This is a genomic window from Amycolatopsis aidingensis, assembly GCF_018885265.1.
Classification (GTDB): domain Bacteria; phylum Actinomycetota; class Actinomycetes; order Mycobacteriales; family Pseudonocardiaceae; genus Amycolatopsis; species Amycolatopsis aidingensis.
The window spans coordinates 7,070,471-7,086,331 of sequence record NZ_CP076538.1; the positions used below are offsets into that span (position 1 = coordinate 7,070,471).

Annotated in this window: 13 protein-coding genes; 9 read left to right on the plus strand and 4 right to left on the minus strand. The window is 70.0% G+C overall.

The features are described 5' to 3' along the window. Positions 1-7: 7 nt before the first annotated feature. Positions 8-997, minus strand: coding sequence for a zinc-binding dehydrogenase (locus KOI47_RS32515; protein WP_216210898.1), 990 nt, complete (start codon positions 995-997; stop codon positions 8-10). Between the two features lie 131 nt (positions 998-1,128). Here KOI47_RS32515 and KOI47_RS32520 point away from each other — a divergent pair, with 131 nt between their 5' ends. Further along, on the plus strand, positions 1,129-2,325 hold the full coding sequence (locus tag KOI47_RS32520) for an FAD-dependent oxidoreductase (RefSeq protein WP_216210900.1): 1,197 nt from the start codon (positions 1,129-1,131) through the stop codon (positions 2,323-2,325). Here the strand turns inward: KOI47_RS32520 and KOI47_RS32525 are convergent. After that, positions 2,322-2,825 carry a hypothetical protein gene (locus KOI47_RS32525; protein ID WP_216210902.1) on the minus strand — a complete coding sequence of 168 codons (504 nt, stop codon included), beginning with the start codon at positions 2,823-2,825 and terminating at the stop codon, positions 2,322-2,324. The genes KOI47_RS32520 and KOI47_RS32525 overlap by 4 nt on opposite strands. A gap of 168 nt (positions 2,826-2,993) precedes the next feature. Between KOI47_RS32525 and KOI47_RS32530 the strand changes: the two genes are divergently transcribed. Then, positions 2,994-4,439, plus strand: a complete 1,446-nt coding sequence (locus tag KOI47_RS32530) for a hypothetical protein (protein WP_216210903.1) — start codon at positions 2,994-2,996, stop codon at positions 4,437-4,439. A gap of 31 nt (positions 4,440-4,470) precedes the next feature. Here the strand turns inward: KOI47_RS32530 and KOI47_RS32535 are convergent, their stop codons facing one another. After that, on the minus strand, positions 4,471-5,016 hold the full coding sequence (locus KOI47_RS32535; RefSeq protein WP_216210904.1) for a DUF4232 domain-containing protein: 546 nt from the start codon (positions 5,014-5,016) through the stop codon (positions 4,471-4,473). 278 nt (positions 5,017-5,294) lie between these two features. Between KOI47_RS32535 and KOI47_RS32540 the strand changes: the two genes are divergently transcribed. The 4 genes from KOI47_RS32540 (at position 5,295) to KOI47_RS32555 (ending at position 9,922) form a co-directional block, all read left to right on the plus strand. Next, entirely contained in the window at positions 5,295-5,711 is a 417-nt protein-coding gene (locus tag KOI47_RS32540) for a MerR family transcriptional regulator (protein WP_408629870.1), read from the plus strand. 83 nt (positions 5,712-5,794) lie between these two features. After that, positions 5,795-7,390 (plus strand): peptide chain release factor 3, encoded by a 1,596-nt coding sequence (locus KOI47_RS32545; protein WP_216210905.1) that lies wholly within the window; start codon positions 5,795-5,797, stop codon positions 7,388-7,390. Between the two features lie 247 nt (positions 7,391-7,637). After that, a complete protein-coding gene (locus KOI47_RS32550; RefSeq protein ID WP_232376950.1) occupies positions 7,638-9,140 on the plus strand; it encodes a SulP family inorganic anion transporter in 1,503 nt (500 codons plus the stop codon). 59 nt (positions 9,141-9,199) lie between these two features. Beyond that, entirely contained in the window at positions 9,200-9,922 is a 723-nt protein-coding gene (locus KOI47_RS32555; protein ID WP_232376401.1) for a spermine/spermidine synthase domain-containing protein, read from the plus strand. Positions 9,923-9,932: 10 nt separating this feature from the next. Here the strand turns inward: KOI47_RS32555 and KOI47_RS32560 are convergent, their stop codons facing one another. Next, a complete protein-coding gene (locus tag KOI47_RS32560; protein ID WP_216210906.1) occupies positions 9,933-11,222 on the minus strand; it encodes an MFS transporter in 1,290 nt (429 codons plus the stop codon). 353 nt (positions 11,223-11,575) lie between these two features. Here KOI47_RS32560 and KOI47_RS32565 point away from each other — a divergent pair, with 353 nt between their 5' ends. From KOI47_RS32565 to KOI47_RS32575, 3 genes are all read left to right on the plus strand, one after another. Continuing rightward, on the plus strand, positions 11,576-13,765 hold the full coding sequence (locus tag KOI47_RS32565; protein ID WP_232376402.1) for a HelD family protein: 2,190 nt from the start codon (positions 11,576-11,578) through the stop codon (positions 13,763-13,765). A gap of 95 nt (positions 13,766-13,860) precedes the next feature. Then, the gene (locus tag KOI47_RS32570) at positions 13,861-14,454 is read left to right on the plus strand and encodes a hypothetical protein (protein WP_216210907.1); all 594 of its coding nucleotides are present in this window, start codon (positions 13,861-13,863) and stop codon (positions 14,452-14,454) included. 163 nt (positions 14,455-14,617) lie between these two features. Continuing rightward, complete coding sequence (locus KOI47_RS32575; protein WP_216210908.1) at positions 14,618-15,844, plus strand: cytochrome P450 family protein; 1,227 nt, start codon at positions 14,618-14,620, stop codon at positions 15,842-15,844. Positions 15,845-15,861: the final 17 nt, after the last annotated feature.

The following is a 15,861-nucleotide window of genomic DNA, read 5'->3' on the forward strand; positions in this document are numbered from 1 at the left end:
TCCCTGCTCAGGGCCGCAACACCACCTTGCCGGTGGTGCGCCGGTTCTCCAGCGCGGTGTGCGCCGTGGACGCCTCGGCCAGCGCGAATGGCTCGTGCACCAGCGGGGTCAGCCTGCCATCGGCCAGCGCGGCCAGCGACTCCTCCTCCAGCCCGCGCAGGCCGCCGGGCCTGCGCTGCCACAGCCGGGGACCCAGTGCGACCGAGGCGGTCAGCCCGCGGGAGAACAGGTCGGTGGTGTCGAGCCGCACCGGATCCTGCCCACGGGCCCAGCCGAACATGATGATCCGGCCGCCGGCGCCGAGCAGGTCGAAGGCCGCCCGGCCGGCGCGCCCGCCCACGCCGTCCAGCACCGCGGTGACCTCCCGCCCGTCCAGCCATTCCCGCACCCGCTCCGGCCAGTCCTCCTCGGTGTAGTCGGCGGAGAAGGTCGCCCCGAGCTCCCCGACCCTGGCGACCTTCTCCGCACCCCCAGCCAGCCCGACCACGGTGGCGCCGATATTGCGCGCCTCCTGCACCAGCAGGTTGCCGATCCCGCCCGCGGCGGCGGGCACCAGGACGACATCCTCCGCGGTCAGCTGCGCCACATGCAGGATGCCGATGGTGGTGCGGCCGGTGCCGATCATCGCCACGGCCGCCTCCTCGCTCACCCCGTCCGGTAACGCATGCAGCGAACCGGCCTTGGCGAGGACCCGCTCGGCGTAACCTCCGTTCGCCTGACCGAGATGCACCACGACCCGCCTGCCGAGCCAGTCCCCTTCCACCCGCTCGCCGATCTCGTCCACCACCCCGGCCACTTCCCGGCCCGGGGTCATCGGCAGCTCCGGGGGCGCGAACGGACCACCGGACCCGCCCTGCCGGATCGTGGTGTCCACCACGTGCACCCCGGCCGCCGACACCGCGACGCGGACCTCACCGGGTCCCGGCCGCGGATCCTCGACCTCCTCGTAGCGCAGGTTCTCGGCCGGGCCGAACGCGTACTGGCGGATGGCGTACATGGCGGGTCTCCGTACTGTTCGCTGCTCATCGACTGCGCTCGACGCTAGAACCTCGAGCTAGCTAGAAGTCAACCGCGCGGAGCACCGGCGGTAACCTTGGTCGGTTCGGCCGACGCGATGGGAGGTCCCGGATGACTCGGCACGTACTCATCGCGGGCGGCGGTATCGCCGGTTCGGCGGCTGCGCTGGCGCTGCGCAGGGCCGGGATGGCCGTGACCGTGTACGAGGCGCGGCTGGATGCGGGCGACTATTCCGGAGCCGCACTCCGGCTGCCCCGCAACGGGCTGGACGCGCTGCGGGCGATCGAGGCGCACCAGGCCGTCGTCGCGGTGTCCGCCCCGCTACCCCGGACCGAGCTGCTTTCCGGGACCGGCAGGCTCCTCGGCACGGTGGCCCTCAGCACCGGGTCCGAGCAGGAGCAACCACGTGCGCTGACCAGGGCGCAGCTGGCCGGGGCGCTGCGCGCGGAGGCCGTCCGGCAGGGCGCGCGGCTCGAACTCGGCAGGAGCCTGCGCACGGCCGAGCGGACCGGCAGCGGGGTGCTGGCCACCTTCGCCGATAGCGGCACCGCGGAGGGCGAGGTGCTGATCGGGGCGGACGGGGTGCACTCCACCGTGCGCGGCCTGGTCGATCCGGCCGCGCCGGAGCCGCGTTTCTGCGGTACGCACATCCGCTACGGCTACACCCCGCGGACCGTGCAGGCCCCGCCCGCACCGGAGGCTTTCCGGATCTTCTGGGGCCGGAACGCGACCTTCGGCTACACCAGCGCCACCGGGGACTACTACTGGTTCGCCGGTATCCCGGCGCGAGAGCCGTTACCCACCACCGCGGCGGCCGAACTGGAGGGCAGCAGGCAGTGGCTGCTCGGGCTATTCCGCCGCGACCGCACACCCGCCACGGCGATCATCCGGGACGCCGAGGTCATCCTCGCAACCAACCCGCGAGCGGTACCCGGCCTTTCCAGCTGGCACAACGGGTCCATGGTGGTGATCGGGGACGCCGCGCATGCCGTTCCGCCCGCCACCGAGCAGGGCGCGGCGCTGGCCATCGAGGACGCCGTGGTGCTCGCCCAAAGCCTGCGGGACGCCGGGGACACCGGGCAGGCGCTCAGCGCCTTCGAGGCGGCACGCCGGGAGCGGGTCGAGCGGGTGGCCGCCCGCGGTGCCGGACAGACCGCGCGGCTGCGGGCCAGGACCGGCTGGCTGGCCCGGCGGAAACGCGACCGGGCGATGGCGGAGGCGGTACGCGGCGGCGCGCTGGCGCCACCGGCCTGGCTGCATGATTTCCACCTGGACTGGGAGGAACGGACCTCCGGGACGGGAGACTAAGCCACTTCGGCCACGTACCGCACCGTGGCGTCCCGCCAGGAGGTGGTCACCTCCCAGCAGCCTGCCGCCAGGGACCGGAACACCGTCGGCCACCATTCGGACGGGGTGGTCTGCGCCGCGCGGGCGTACCCGCCCGTCTCCGCCCGGACCGAGCCGGAGCCGTCCAGGCGTCGCGCCCGCACCGTGGGCGGTCCGTCGGCTTCGGTCAGCCTGCCGTCCTCGGTGGTGACCGTCGGGTACTTGACGACATGGTTGGCGTCCTCGGCACGCTGGGTCCTGGAGTCGTCCAGCCACCACGCATGCACCCACAGGCCGTCCCGGCCGTGCCAGGGGGCTTCGCGGGTGGACTGCCGGAGTATCGAGGGCATCGAGTCCGGCCGCTCCGGCATGGTGACCGCGCAGTCCGGCTTCCCGGCATCGCCCGGTTCCGCCGGGCCGGGGCTGCACCCGGCCGCGCCGCAGGCCACCACGGCGAGCAGAACGGGGAACAGGACACGCATTGCCGGAAGTGTGACACGAGCCACTGACCCGGAACAACGGTGCCTGCCTGGCGACCGGGACCCTGTCTGGCGACCACTATGAACTCAATCGCGACCGGCCACCGCCACCGTGCCTAGCATCACACCTCCCCGGTGCGAGGGCGCACCGCAGACCAACGGAGGTCGCCCGTGGATACGCGTCAGCCGGCGAATCGGCCGTACCGGATCACGGTGGTGGCCACCCTGCTGGTGGCCGCCCTCGGCAGTGGTCTGCCTGCCAGTGGCGCCGAGCCACCCGCGGCGCGCGAACGTCCTGCTCCTGGGGCCTGCCCTGAGGAGATCACGGTGCCCGCGAGGTGCTACTCCGGGCGGGACGGCCATGGTGCCTACTACTCGATCGCCATCCCGCGGCGGTGGAACGGATCCCTGGTGCTGCACGCCCACGGCGGGCCCGGCCTGACCACGGGTTCGGATCCGGAACGCAGCGGCAAGGACCTCGCCCGGTGGGCGGTAATGGTGCGCGAGGGCTACGCCTGGGCCGGATCGGCTTACCGGCGCGGTGGCTACGGGGTGCGGATGGCCGCCGAGGACACCGAGAACCTGCGGCGACTGTTCGTGCGGAACTTCGGCCTGCCACACACGACCCTGCTGCACGGGCAGTCCTGGGGCGGGAACGTGGCGGCGAAGGTCGCCGAGATCCACGGCACCTGGCCGCGGCGCCGGTATGACGGCGTGTTGCTGACCAACGGGATGCTCGCAGGCGGCTCGCGGGGCTACGACTACCGGCTGGACCTGCGGGTGGTCTACCAGTACTACTGCGGCAACCACCCGCGTCCCACCGAACCGCAGTATCCACTGTGGATGGGTCTGCGCGCGGACTCCACGATGACCAAGGCCGGGCTGCGCGCCAGGATCCAGGAGTGCACCGGTTTCGCGTCGGCACCGGGCGAGCGAACCCCGCGGCAGCGGCGGAACCTGAGCGATATCCTCGCCGTGACCGGGATTCCGGAACGCACGCTGGAATCTCACCTGCGTTTCGCGACCTTCACCTTCCGCGATATCGTGCACAACCGGCTCGGCGGCCGGAATCCCTTCAGCAACCGGACCATCCGCTACACCGGTTCGCATGACGACGCGGCACTCAACGCCGGTGTACAACGGTTCACCGCGGACCCTTCCGCGGTACGGGACCTTTCCTTCGACAGCGACCCCACCGGGGCCGTCTCGATTCCGGTGCTCACCCTGCACGCGATCGACGACCCGACCGCGTTCGTCGAACACGAGGCGGCCTACCGTGCCAGCCTGCGCGGCTCGCGCGCAGATGGAAGGCTCGTGCAGACCTTCACCAGGGAGGACGAGCACAGCACACTGAGCACTTCCGAGTACGCGACGGCCATCGACGAGCTGGCGACCTGGGTACGCACCGGCCGCAAGCCCGCGCCCGCCGATATCGCCGCCGCCTGCCCGGCACATGACGAGGCCTACCGCACCAGATGCTTCTACGACCCCGGGTACGTCCCCGCCGCGTACTCGTCCCTGGCGTACCCGCGCCCCGGCGGCACGCACTGGCCCGCGCTCTCCCCGCTGGCGGAATGGCTGCTGCGATTCCGGCCCGGCGTGGGAATCCCGGCCTGAACGAAGCCCGGCGGACCCACCACTGTGGACGCTAGACCGCGGGAGCCGGACCCGCCGTGACGGCACCGACTTCGAGGGCGCGGTGTCCCGGCCTGGCGTCGATCCCGCCGAGGGACCAGTTCAGCCCGATCTCCGGATCGATGTGGTCGCCATGCGGGTTGCGGTCCGACGGCACCGTCACGGTGATCGTGTCCGGCGTCTGCTGCTGCCCTGCCGGGCCGATCGCCGTCCAGTGCAGCGGCACATAGGCCGACCCGCCGCTGTTCAGCCCGACCGCGGGGGCGTCCTCCGGGGCGGTGTGCCGGACCCGCACGCCCGCGGCGCCGGTGACATCGACCGGCAGCGTGCCGGGCAGCACGCAACGTTCCCCCTGCCTGGCGGTGAACTCGATCGCACCGTGCCGCGAGCCCATCCCGGCTCCGCCGTACACCAGCTTGGTACTCACCTGGTTGGCGGTGCACTCGAAAACGGTCGGCTCCGCACTGGCGGCACCGGCCGCGAAGGTGGCGACCCCGGCGGTCACCCCGGCGACGGCGAGGGCCGCGGTGGTCCGGCGGATCATGCTGCGTGTGGTCATCGGCTTTCCTTCCCTGCGCTGGCCGTCCGGGCTTGCCGCCCGGCGGCAGGGGACCGGAGGTGATCCTTCACCTCCGGTCGCTCTCACCGGGGTAGATGTCCACACCCCCGGCGCCGATGCCCCTGGGTGGGATCGGCCCCAGAAAAGCAACCTCCGGCCGGTCCCGGCCGTCAGCACAATCTCTACCCTTGCGTGAGGATAGGGTTGTGGCGACCAGGGGCACCGGCCCCGCGTGGCCGGTACGGTGGTCGGATCCAGGCGCGGGAAGCGAGGTTGGCGTGGCCGAACACATGCAGATCGGCGAGGTGGCCGAGCGCACCGGCCTGTCCCTGCGCACGATCCGGTACTACGAGGAGGTCGGGCTCGTCCGGCCGAGTGCACGCAGCCAGGGCGGCTTCCGGCTGTACACCGATCCGGACGTGGCACGCCTGCTGCTGATCAAGCGGATGAAGCCACTCGGGTTCCAGCTCGAGGAGATGCGGGAGCTGCTGGCGGTGTTGCGGCCGGACGATACCGGCGCGGCAGGGGCCGGTGGACTTGGCGCTGAGGAGGCGGAGCGGCTGCGCGGGTTCAGCGAGGCCGCCGAGCGGCGGTGTGCCGAGTTGCGCGCCAAACTGGAGGACGCCGAGGCGTTCGCCGGGATGCTGCGGCGGCGACTCGATGAGCGGACCTCCGGCGCGGTGCGCAGCGGTTGATATCGGGCAGGAAGCCCCACAGGTCCAGCCCGGGCCAACCGCCGCGGGAGCGTACTGTGACGTGAGAGTAGAGTTCGAACGCAATGGCCCAGCAGAGCACGGACGTCGTGGCCGAGGCAGGCAGGCGGCGTACCTTCGCGGTGATCAGTCATCCGGATGCCGGTAAGTCCACCCTGACCGAGGCACTGGCGTTGCATGCCGAGGTGATCTCCGAGGCGGGTGCGGTGCATGGCAAGTCGGGTCGGCGGGGTGTGGTGTCGGACTGGCTGGAGATGGAGCGCAGCAGGGGGATCTCGATCACCTCGGCGGCGTTGCAGTTCGCCTACGGCGACGCGGTGATCAATCTGCTGGACACCCCGGGGCACGCGGATTTCTCGGAGGACACCTACCGGGTGCTGTCGGCGGTGGATTCGGCCGTCATGTTGCTGGACGCGGCCAAGGGGCTGGAGCCACAGACGTTGAAGTTGTTCGACGTGTGCCGGTACCGGGGTATTCCGGTGATCACCTTCATCAACAAGTGGGACCGGCCCGGCCGGGAGGCGCTGGAGCTGTGTGACGAGCTGGTGGAGCGGATCGGGTTGCAGCCGATGCCGCTGACCTGGCCGGTGGGGATCGCGGGGGACTTCCACGGGGTGCTGGATCTGGCCGATGGCTCGTTCGTGCGCTACACCCGCACCGCCGGTGGCGCCACCCTCGCCCCGGAGGAACGGATGGACGCCACCCGGGCCGAGGCCGAGGAGGGCGTGGACTGGCACCGGGCGCACGAGGAGTCGGAGCTGGCCGTCGGCTCGGGCGGGGACTTCGACGCCGCGGCGTTCCTCGCGGGGACCGCGACGCCGGTGCTGTTCGGCGCGGCGGTGCTGAACTTCGGGGTGCGGCACCTGCTGGATCTGCTGGTGGAGCTGGCCCCGCGCCCGTCGGCCCGGCTGGATGTGGACGAGCGCCCGCGGGAGCTGGACGCGCCGTTCTCCGCGTTCGTGTTCAAGGTGCAGTCCGGAATGGATCCGTCGCATCGGGACCAGGTCGCCTTCGCCAGGGTGTGTTCCGGGGTGTTCGAGCGGGGGATGGTGGTCACCAACGCCTCCACCGCACGCCCGTTCGCCACCAAGTACGCGCAGCAGGTCTTCGGCCAGCAGCGCTCCACGGTGGAGGTGGCGTACCCCGGAGACGTGATCGGCCTGGTGAACGCCTCCGCCCTGCGGGTGGGCGACACGCTGTACGACGGCAAACCGGCTGTGCGCTTCCCCGGCCTGCCCAGCTTCGCGCCCTCCCATTTCGCCACCGCCCGGCCCGCGGACCTGAGCCGGGCCAAGCAGTTCCGCAAGGGCATCGAGCAGCTGGAGTCCGAGGGCGTGGTGCAGGTGCTGCGTTCCGACCTGCGCGGGGACGCCGTGCCGGTCTTCGCCGCGGTCGGGCCGATGCAGTTCGAGGTCGCCGCGCACCGGCTGGAACACGAGTTCAAGTCCCCGGTCAAGCTGGACCGGCTGCCCTACACCGCGGTCCGCAGGCTCGCCGACTCGGGGCAGCGGGGCGTGGTCGACGGTGCTCGCCGCTGTGAGGTCCTCACCCGCACCGACGGCGCGGAACTGGCGTTGTTCGAGGACGAGATGACGATGCGCATCCTGCTGCGGCAGAACCCCGAGCTCGCGCTCGAGCCGCTCGTGGCCGAAGGCGCCTGACCGGCCGGTCCCAGCATGCGGTCGCCGCACGGTGATCCCGCCCTCATCTCGCGGTACGAGCGCGACGAGCGGCCGATCTCTCGTCTAACGTGAGGTGAGAGTTGCGGCGATCATGGTCGCCGCCGTCGCCAGGGGTCGCCGACGCCCCCGCCGTCTTCCCAGTCCGTTCCATCCGTGGCCGCCGCGTTTCCCGCCGGTGGCGGCCGCTTCGCGCCCCAGGGCGCCCGACTATGTCTGGTTGAACGTCGTGCCGTCTTCCCGTTCCGTCGCACCCGCGCGTCTTCGTGGCGTCCTGCCGCCCTGGCTGGCGTCACCGAGGATCGCCGGTACCGAGATCCTGTCCGGCCTGGTGGTCGCGCTGGCGCTGATCCCGGAGGCGATCTCGTTCTCCATCATCGCGGGGGTGGACCCGAGCGTCGGGCTGTTCGCCTCGTTCGTGATGGCGGTGGTGATCTCCTTCGTGGGTGGCAGGCCGGCGATGATCTCGGCGGCGACCGGCGCCATCGCGCTGGTCGTGGCCCCGCTCGCGCGGGAACACGGGCTGGGTTACCTGCTGGCGGCCGTCGTCCTCGGTGGGTTGTTCCAGGTCACGCTCGGCGCGCTGGGGATCGCCAGGCTGATGCGGTTCATGCCGCGCAGTGTGATGGTCGGTTTCGTGAACGCGCTGGCCATCCTGATCTTCATGGCGCAGGTTCCGGAACTGGTGGATGTGCCGTGGCCGGTGTACCCGCTGTTCGGCGGTGGCCTGCTGATCATGGTGCTGTTCGCCAAACTGACCAAGGCTGTGCCCGCGCCGCTGGTGTCCATTGTGGCGCTGACCGCGCTGACGGTCGGCGCCGGGATCGCAGTACCGACCGTCGGCGACAAGGGCCAGCTGCCCTCCGCGCTGCCCACCCCGGGAATCCCGGACGTTCCGTTCACTATGGACACACTGGCGCTGGTGGCGCCGTACGCGCTGGCGTTCGCGCTGGTGGGCCTGATGGAGTCGCTCATGACGGCGAAACTCGTGGACGACATCACCGACACGCATTCCAACAAGACCCGCGAGTCCATCGGGCAGGGCGTGGCCAACATCGTGACCGGCTTCTTCGGCGGTATGGGCGGCTGCGCGATGATCGGCCAGACCATGATCAATGTCAAGAGCGGCGCCCGCACGCGGCTGTCCACCTTCCTGGCCGGGGTGTTCCTGCTGATCCTGTGCCTGGTCTTCGGCCCGGTCGTGTCCGATATCCCGATGGCGGCGCTGGTGGCGGTCATGGTGCTGGTGGCGTTCAGTACCTTCGACTGGCACAGCATCGCCCCCGCGACGCTGCGGCGCATGCCCATCGGGGAGACCTCGGTCATGGTGGTCACCGTGGCCACCGTGGTGGCCACGCACAACCTGGCCATCGGCGTGGTCACCGGCACGCTCACCGCGCTGGTCCTCTTCGCCCGCAGGGTGGCCCACCTCGTCGAGGTCAGCGCGATCACCGACCCGGAAGGAACGCAGGTCGTGTACGCGGTCACCGGCGAGCTGTTCTTCGCCTCCAGCAACGATCTGGTCTACCAGTTCGACTACACCGGCGACCCGGACAGCGTCGTCATCGACCTCACCGACGCGCATATCTGGGACGCCTCCACCGTCGCCGCGCTGGACGCCATCACCACCAAGTACCAGGCGCGCGGCAAATCGGTCGAGATAGTCGGGCTCAACAAGCGCAGTGCCGTGATGCACGACCGCCTCACCGGTGAGCTCGCCGGCAGCCACTGAGATGGCACCCGGCACACGGGCTACCCTGCCGGGATGAACACGGAGACGGGGCGGATCAGGTGAGCGCGCGGTTCGCCGAGCTGGACTGGTGCCCGACGCCGATGGGTGAGCTCGTGCTGCGCCGGAGGTGGGATCCCACCTTCGGCAAGGAGGTCTACGAGATCAAGCTCGGCGATGAGTTCCTGATGTCGAGCCTGTTCACCGTCGCCGAGCTGGAGCTGGGACGCCGCCCCCTCGCCGCGCTGGAGGGCACCGGACTCGAGGTCGCCGTGGGCGGGCTCGGCCTCGGCTACACCGCGCAGGCGGTGCTGGAGCACCCGAACGTGTCCACCCTCGTGGTCGTCGACGCCCTCGCCGAGGTGATCGGCTGGCACGAGCGCGGGCTGATCCCCGCCGGGGAGAGCCTGACCGCGGATCCACGCTGCTCGTTCGTGCACGGTGACTTCTTCACGCTGCTGCGCTCGCCGGAAGGGCTCGACCCGGCGGTTCCCGGCAGGAGGTTCGACGCGGTACTGGTGGACATCGACCACTCCCCGCGGCACGTGCTGCACCCCGGGCATGCCGGGTTCTACCAGCGGGCCGGCCTGGCGCGGCTCGGCGAGCACCTGCGCCCTGGCGGGGTGTTCGCCCTGTGGTCGAACGACCCGCCCGACGAGGAGTTCCTGGCCGCACTCACGCACTGCTTCGCCGAAGCGCGTTCCGAGGTCGTCACCTTCGACAACCCGCTCCAGCACCGCGCGGCAACGGCCACCCTCTACCTCGCGAAGGTCGGACCAGCCTGAACGGTTCCGGTCATGGTTGCCGGTCCGGCCGGGACCCGGCGGCTCGCGGCACCGGCGGCGGGGTGCGGACGAACACCGCGGCCACGGTAACCGCGAGCGGAAGTGCGGTGGCCACCAGCAGGATGGGGCGGTAGCTGGTGGCCTGCTCGCGGCCGATGGCGAGCAGCAGCGGGCCGAAGGCGGAGGCACCGACCGTGACCGAGTGCACCACCCCGCGGATAGCCCCGAGGTGACGCAGGCCGAAGCAGCGGGGGAAGGCGACGGCTTCCAGGGTGCGGATGCCGTTGCCGCACGCGCCAAGGGCCAGCCCGTAGAGCACCGCGGTGAACCCAGGCGTGAGCCATCCCGCCCCGGCGGTGGCCATGGCGAGCACGGCCATGGTGACGATGATGAGTACCCGGTCGGAGAACCGGTCGGCCAGCCAGCCGAGGCCGAAGCTGGCGATCAGCCCGGCGATGGTCTGCGGCAGGAAGGTCGCGGCGGCCTCGGCCGCGGAGAGGCCACGCTCGCCGAGCAGCGAGACCTGGTGGAAGTTCAGGCCCGTGGCGACCAGTGCGCAGACACCGACTCCGGCGGTGACGACCCAGAACATCCCGGTCCGCGCCGCCTGGCCGAGGGTCCAGTCCACCGGCGGCAGCGAGCTGCCGCGGGCGGGCCCGGCCACATCCTCGGCCGCGGGCCGCGGGGGGATGCGCCGGGGCAGCAGCAGGAGGGCGGCCGGGATGACCAGTGCCCAGACGGCCAGGCCCTCGATCACCCAGACCTGCCGCCACCCCCAGTCCGACACCAGCCGTTCCAGCAGCATCGGGGTCAACGAGATTCCGGCCGTGCCGATCGCGGAGGCGAGCCCGACGGCGAAGCCACGGCGCCGGTGCACGTAGATCGCCACCGTGGTGGTGGCGACCAGGTTGAGCGCACCCTGGCCCCCGACCCGGATGCCGATGAACGCCGCGGTCAGCCCGGTGATCTCGGAGGCCGCGGTCGCGCTGATCAGGATCGCGCCGAAGCACAGCGCGATGGCGGCCATCACCCGCCGGGGCCCGTAGCGGTCGAGCACGCGGCCGAGCACGGGCATCACGAACGCGCCGGTCAGCGACCCGATCAGGTAGGCCGTCGACACGGCCGAGCGGGAGACGCCGAGATCACGGATGAGCGGGTCGACGAACACCGAGACCGCCGGGGTCTGCCCCGGCGCGGTGAGGGCCAGCGCGACCGCGGCGGCCGTGACCACCCGGGGCAGATGGGCACGCCCCGGAGCCCAGGCGGACTGCGGTTGCGTGGCGGTGGTGCCGGTGCGCACGGACGTTCCTTCCTGCGGTCGTCGCGGTCCGGCTGGCAGCACGTATCGCCCCGAACCCGAAGGCCCGGGCGACGCCGCGGGTGCGGCGGCTGCTCCGGCCGGGTTCGGTTCTGCTCGGTCGGGATGCACCGGTGGCCGATGCCGGCAGGACGCCAGGAGGAAGTCCTCGGGCCGGTCCCGGCAGGCGCCGGATCAGTGACGGGCAACGGGCACCATAGCTGCCACGGCGACGACCCGAAACCATGATCGTTTCCGGTGCTGCCCGCTCCGCGCCGCCATGAGCCGCGGGCCGCCGTGTCCGGCAGGCCGGCCGCGCTGCTACCCTACCCTAACGTGACAGGAGATTTCCCGGCGTGCCGCGCCCACGGCCGGAACCGGAGCGGGCATTGACGGACGCGCAGACGCGAGACGAAGCCCGGGAGCGCCGATACCTCGCCGAGACCGTACAGCTGCTGCGCACGGAGCTGGAGCGGCTTACCGGTGACATCGACGAGTCCGCGCGCACCATCGAGGAGCGGAAGAAGCACCTGTGGGACAACCTGCGGGACATGGACTTCGCGGAGAAGGCCAACTTCCGCGGCGAGGTGGACATGTCGGTCCGGCTCGCCGAGCACGCGGTGCTGCGGCGCAAGCGGATCGAGCGGTTGCTGGAGTCGCCCTACTTCGGGCGGGTCGACTTCCACACCCGGGGTGAGGTGCAGGCCAGGCCCTACTACATCGGTGTGCACAACTTCTCGGACCCCGAGACGCAGGAGATCGTGATCCACGACTGGCGTGCGCCGGTGTCCAGCCTCTACTACGACTTCGAGTCGGGCGAGGCGTTCTTCGAGACCCCGGCTGGCACGGCCCATGGGGAGATCACCGGCAAGCGCCAGTACAAGATCCGGGGTGGGCGCCTGGAGTACATGTTCGACAGCACGCTCAACATCGGCGACGAGGTGCTGCAACGGGAGCTGGGGCAGTCCGCCGACGACCGGATGAAGAACATCGTCGCGACCATCCAGCGCGAGCAGAACGCGGTGATCCGCAACGAGGCGGCACGGGTGCTGATCCTGCAGGGCGTGGCGGGCTCGGGGAAGACGTCGATCGCCCTGCATCGGGTGGCGTTCCTGCTGTACCGCTTCAAGGACACCCTCTCCTCCGACAACGTCATGATCCTCTCCCCGAACAAGGTGTTCGGGGACTACATCGCCGATGTGCTTCCCGAGCTGGGCGAGGAGCAGGTCGCGGAGATCGACTTCGACACGATTGCAGCCAGGTTCCTGGCGAAGGTCACCGGCTACGAGACGTTCAGCGAGCAGGTGGTCACGCTGCTCGACCAGGTCGACGACGCGGCGGCCGCACGCATGCGCTACAAGGCCACGCCCGAGTTCGTCGCCCGCCTCGAGGACTGGATCGCCTCCCGCGCGCACGAGGAGTTCACGCCAGCAGACATCGAGCGCAAGCACAAACGGCTCTCCGCGGACTGGGTGGCCGACCTCTTCCACGAGTCGCCGGCCCTTCCGGTCTTCACCCGGCTCGACCGCGTCGCCAATGCCGCTGTGCACAAGCTCAAACACGAGGTGCTGGACAAGGGTGGCAAGTGGGCCGCCGCCGACACCGCCAGCATCCGCAGGCAGGTTCGCGCCATGTTCCCCTACCAGGACGCGTTCGCCATCTACCGGGCGTTCTACACCGCCGACCCGGCCCGGCGCGGCCTGTTCCAGCCACTCGGGCGGAAAAAGATCGAGTACGCTGACGTGTTTCCGCTGATCTACACCATGATCAGGACATCCCGGCAGGAGAGCTACGGCCACATCCGGCACCTGCTGGTCGACGAGATGCAGGACTACACGCCCATCCAGTACGCGGTGCTGCGCGAGCTCTTCTCCTGCCAGATGACGATCCTCGGCGACTCCAGCCAGTCGGTGAACCCGTTCAGCTCATCCTCCCTTGCCACCATCCACAGCATCTTCCCGCAAGCCCACTGCCTGGAGCTGTGCAAGAGCTACCGCTCCACCAGCGAGATCACCGAGTTCGCCCAGAACATCTCCCGCAACGACAAGCTCGTCCCGATCGAGCGCCACGGGCTGCCACCCCAGGTCATCGCCTGCACCGACCGGCGGGACCAGCAGGCGCGGATTCTGACCCTCATCAAGCAGCACGAGCACAGCGATCACCATTCCCTCGGCATCATCTGCAAAACCGTCGACCAGGCGACAACGCTCGCCACGGTCCTGTCCGAGGCCGGTGTCGAGCTGACCTTCCTTGACTACGACAGCACCTCGTTCGCCGGCGGCATCATCATCACCTCGGCACACATCGCCAAGGGACTGGAGTTCGACACCGTGATCGTCCCGCAGGTGGACGAGGACAACTACGCCACCGACATGGACAGGTCCATGCTCTACATCGCCTGCACCAGAGCCATGCACGAACTCCACCTGACCCACGATGGACCGCTCACCCGCCTCCTGGCGTTCGCCACAGAACCCACGAGCGGCGCGGACCACACCCAGGCGGCAAAGATCCACGACCGGGCGCCGGACGCACGAGTGGGCTGACCCGGTACCTGCCTCGAACGGTTCCAAAGCTCACGAATCCGCAACGGTCTGTGAATCCGAGCTGACCGCGTGCCGTACCTCGTCACAGTATCGCCATGGGAGACGGCAGAACCATCGCGATCACCACCGGGCTGGCCGCCTTCGCGTTCGTCGTGCTCGTCGGGAACGGGCTCGCCCTCGACGTCCTGTCGCCGATGATCGGTTCGCGGGCCGCGGCCTGGATCGCCGGCTGCGCCACCTGGCCGCAATGGTGGGTCCTTCCGAATATCGTGACCATCGCGGCGTCGTTGGCCGCCGTGCGGGTGACCTACAAGGTGATGCTCCGCATCGTCGATCGCTGGCACCTGAATCGGATCGCCGCGTTCGGCGCCGCCTGGTTCGCGACGATCTGCGGCGGCGTCGTCGGCGGCACCATCCAGTGGCTGGTGCGAACGGCCTTCGTCGTGCTGGGAAACATCCTAGACCTGGTGATCCCCGATTTCGACGAGATACTGGAGAACCCGCACTACCTCATCCCCTACCTCGGAAATCTGGCCGAGGCCGAGGACATCTACCACGAAACGCAGTACCCGGATTTCCTGCTGCCGCTGGGAATCGGCACCACCTGGGGCGTGCTGGCCGGGCTGATCATGGTCGCTCCCGCGGCGCTGCTCGCGGCACTGCTCGCGACCCGCCGCCGAGACTGGTGAGCGTTCCCGACCGCGAGAACCGATGCAATCGATCCCGCTGGGCAAGCTCGAAGTAGCTGCCGAGCCCATCTGGTCAGAACCATGAGGCAGGGGCGGCTGTGCAGGAGATCGGCGCGGGCTCACGCCGGGAACGAGAAGAACTACCCCACTGCTGGAGGTCCGGATGAATGGCCGCTGCCCGTACCCGTTGGACGTCACCGGCCAGGACGTCCACGGCGAAGCGAAGGCACTGCGGGAACAGGGATCGGGCATCGCCATGGTCGAACTTCCCGGAAGCATCAGGGGCTGGGTCGTTGTCGCGCACGAGCTGGCCATGGAGTTGCTGATCAGTCCGAAGGTATCGAAGAACCCGCGATTGCATTGGCCTGCATGGATAAGCGGGGAGGTCGGCACTGACTGGCCGTTGGCCAGCTGGACCGAGATGCGGAATATGGCGACCGCTTACGGGACCGAGGTCCAGCGGTTGCGCAGCCCCATCGTCAAGGCGTTCACCTCCAGACGAGTGCGCACCATGGAGCCGTACATCGAACGTACGGTGCGGCACCTGCTCGACGAGCTCACCAGGGCGCCCCTGGATGAGGTGCTCGATCTGAAGCGGGACTTCGCGTACCGGTTGCCCGCGACGGTCATCTGCGATCTTTTCGGGGTACCGGAACAGGATCGTGCGGCGTTGTTGGGCAGCGGCGAGAACGCACCGGACTCATCGGTCAGCCCGGAAAAGGCCGAGGCCGACATCCGCGCCTGGCACGAGCAGTTCAGCAAGCTGATCGCGTTCAAGCGAGCGAACCCCGCGGACGATCTCACCACCGATTTGATCAACGCCGACGTGCTGACCGATGAAGAGCTGATCGGCACCCTGTTCAGCGTGCTGGGCGCCGGCTCCGAGACGGTGGTCATCCTCATCACGCACGCCGTGCTCAACCTGCTCACCCACCCAGAACAGCTGGCGATCCTCCGGGAGGGCCGCGCCACCTGGGAGGACGTCATCGAGGAGACGCTCCGCGTCGAGTCGCCGATCAACCTGCAGCCGCTCCGTTTCGCCGTAGCGGATCTGCACATCGGCGACGTGGTGGTCCCGAAGGGAGACCCCATCATGTTGGGGTACGCCGCGATCGGCCGGGACCCGGACGTCCACGGCGCCAGCGCGGACGACTGGGACATCACCAGGGCGGACAAGCGGCACCTGAGCTTCGGGCATGGCGTGCACTACTGCTTCGGCGCGCCGCTCGCCCGGCTGGAAGCCAGGATCGCGTTGCCTGCGCTGTTCGAACGATTCCCCGACATGCGGCTGGCAGTCGAACCGAAGGACCTCGAACCGCAGGGCACGTTCGTCACCAACGGTCACAAGGCCTTGCCGGTCGTGCTGCGCTCCGGAGCCGCCACCGGGTGAAGGAAGCCGAAGGGCGG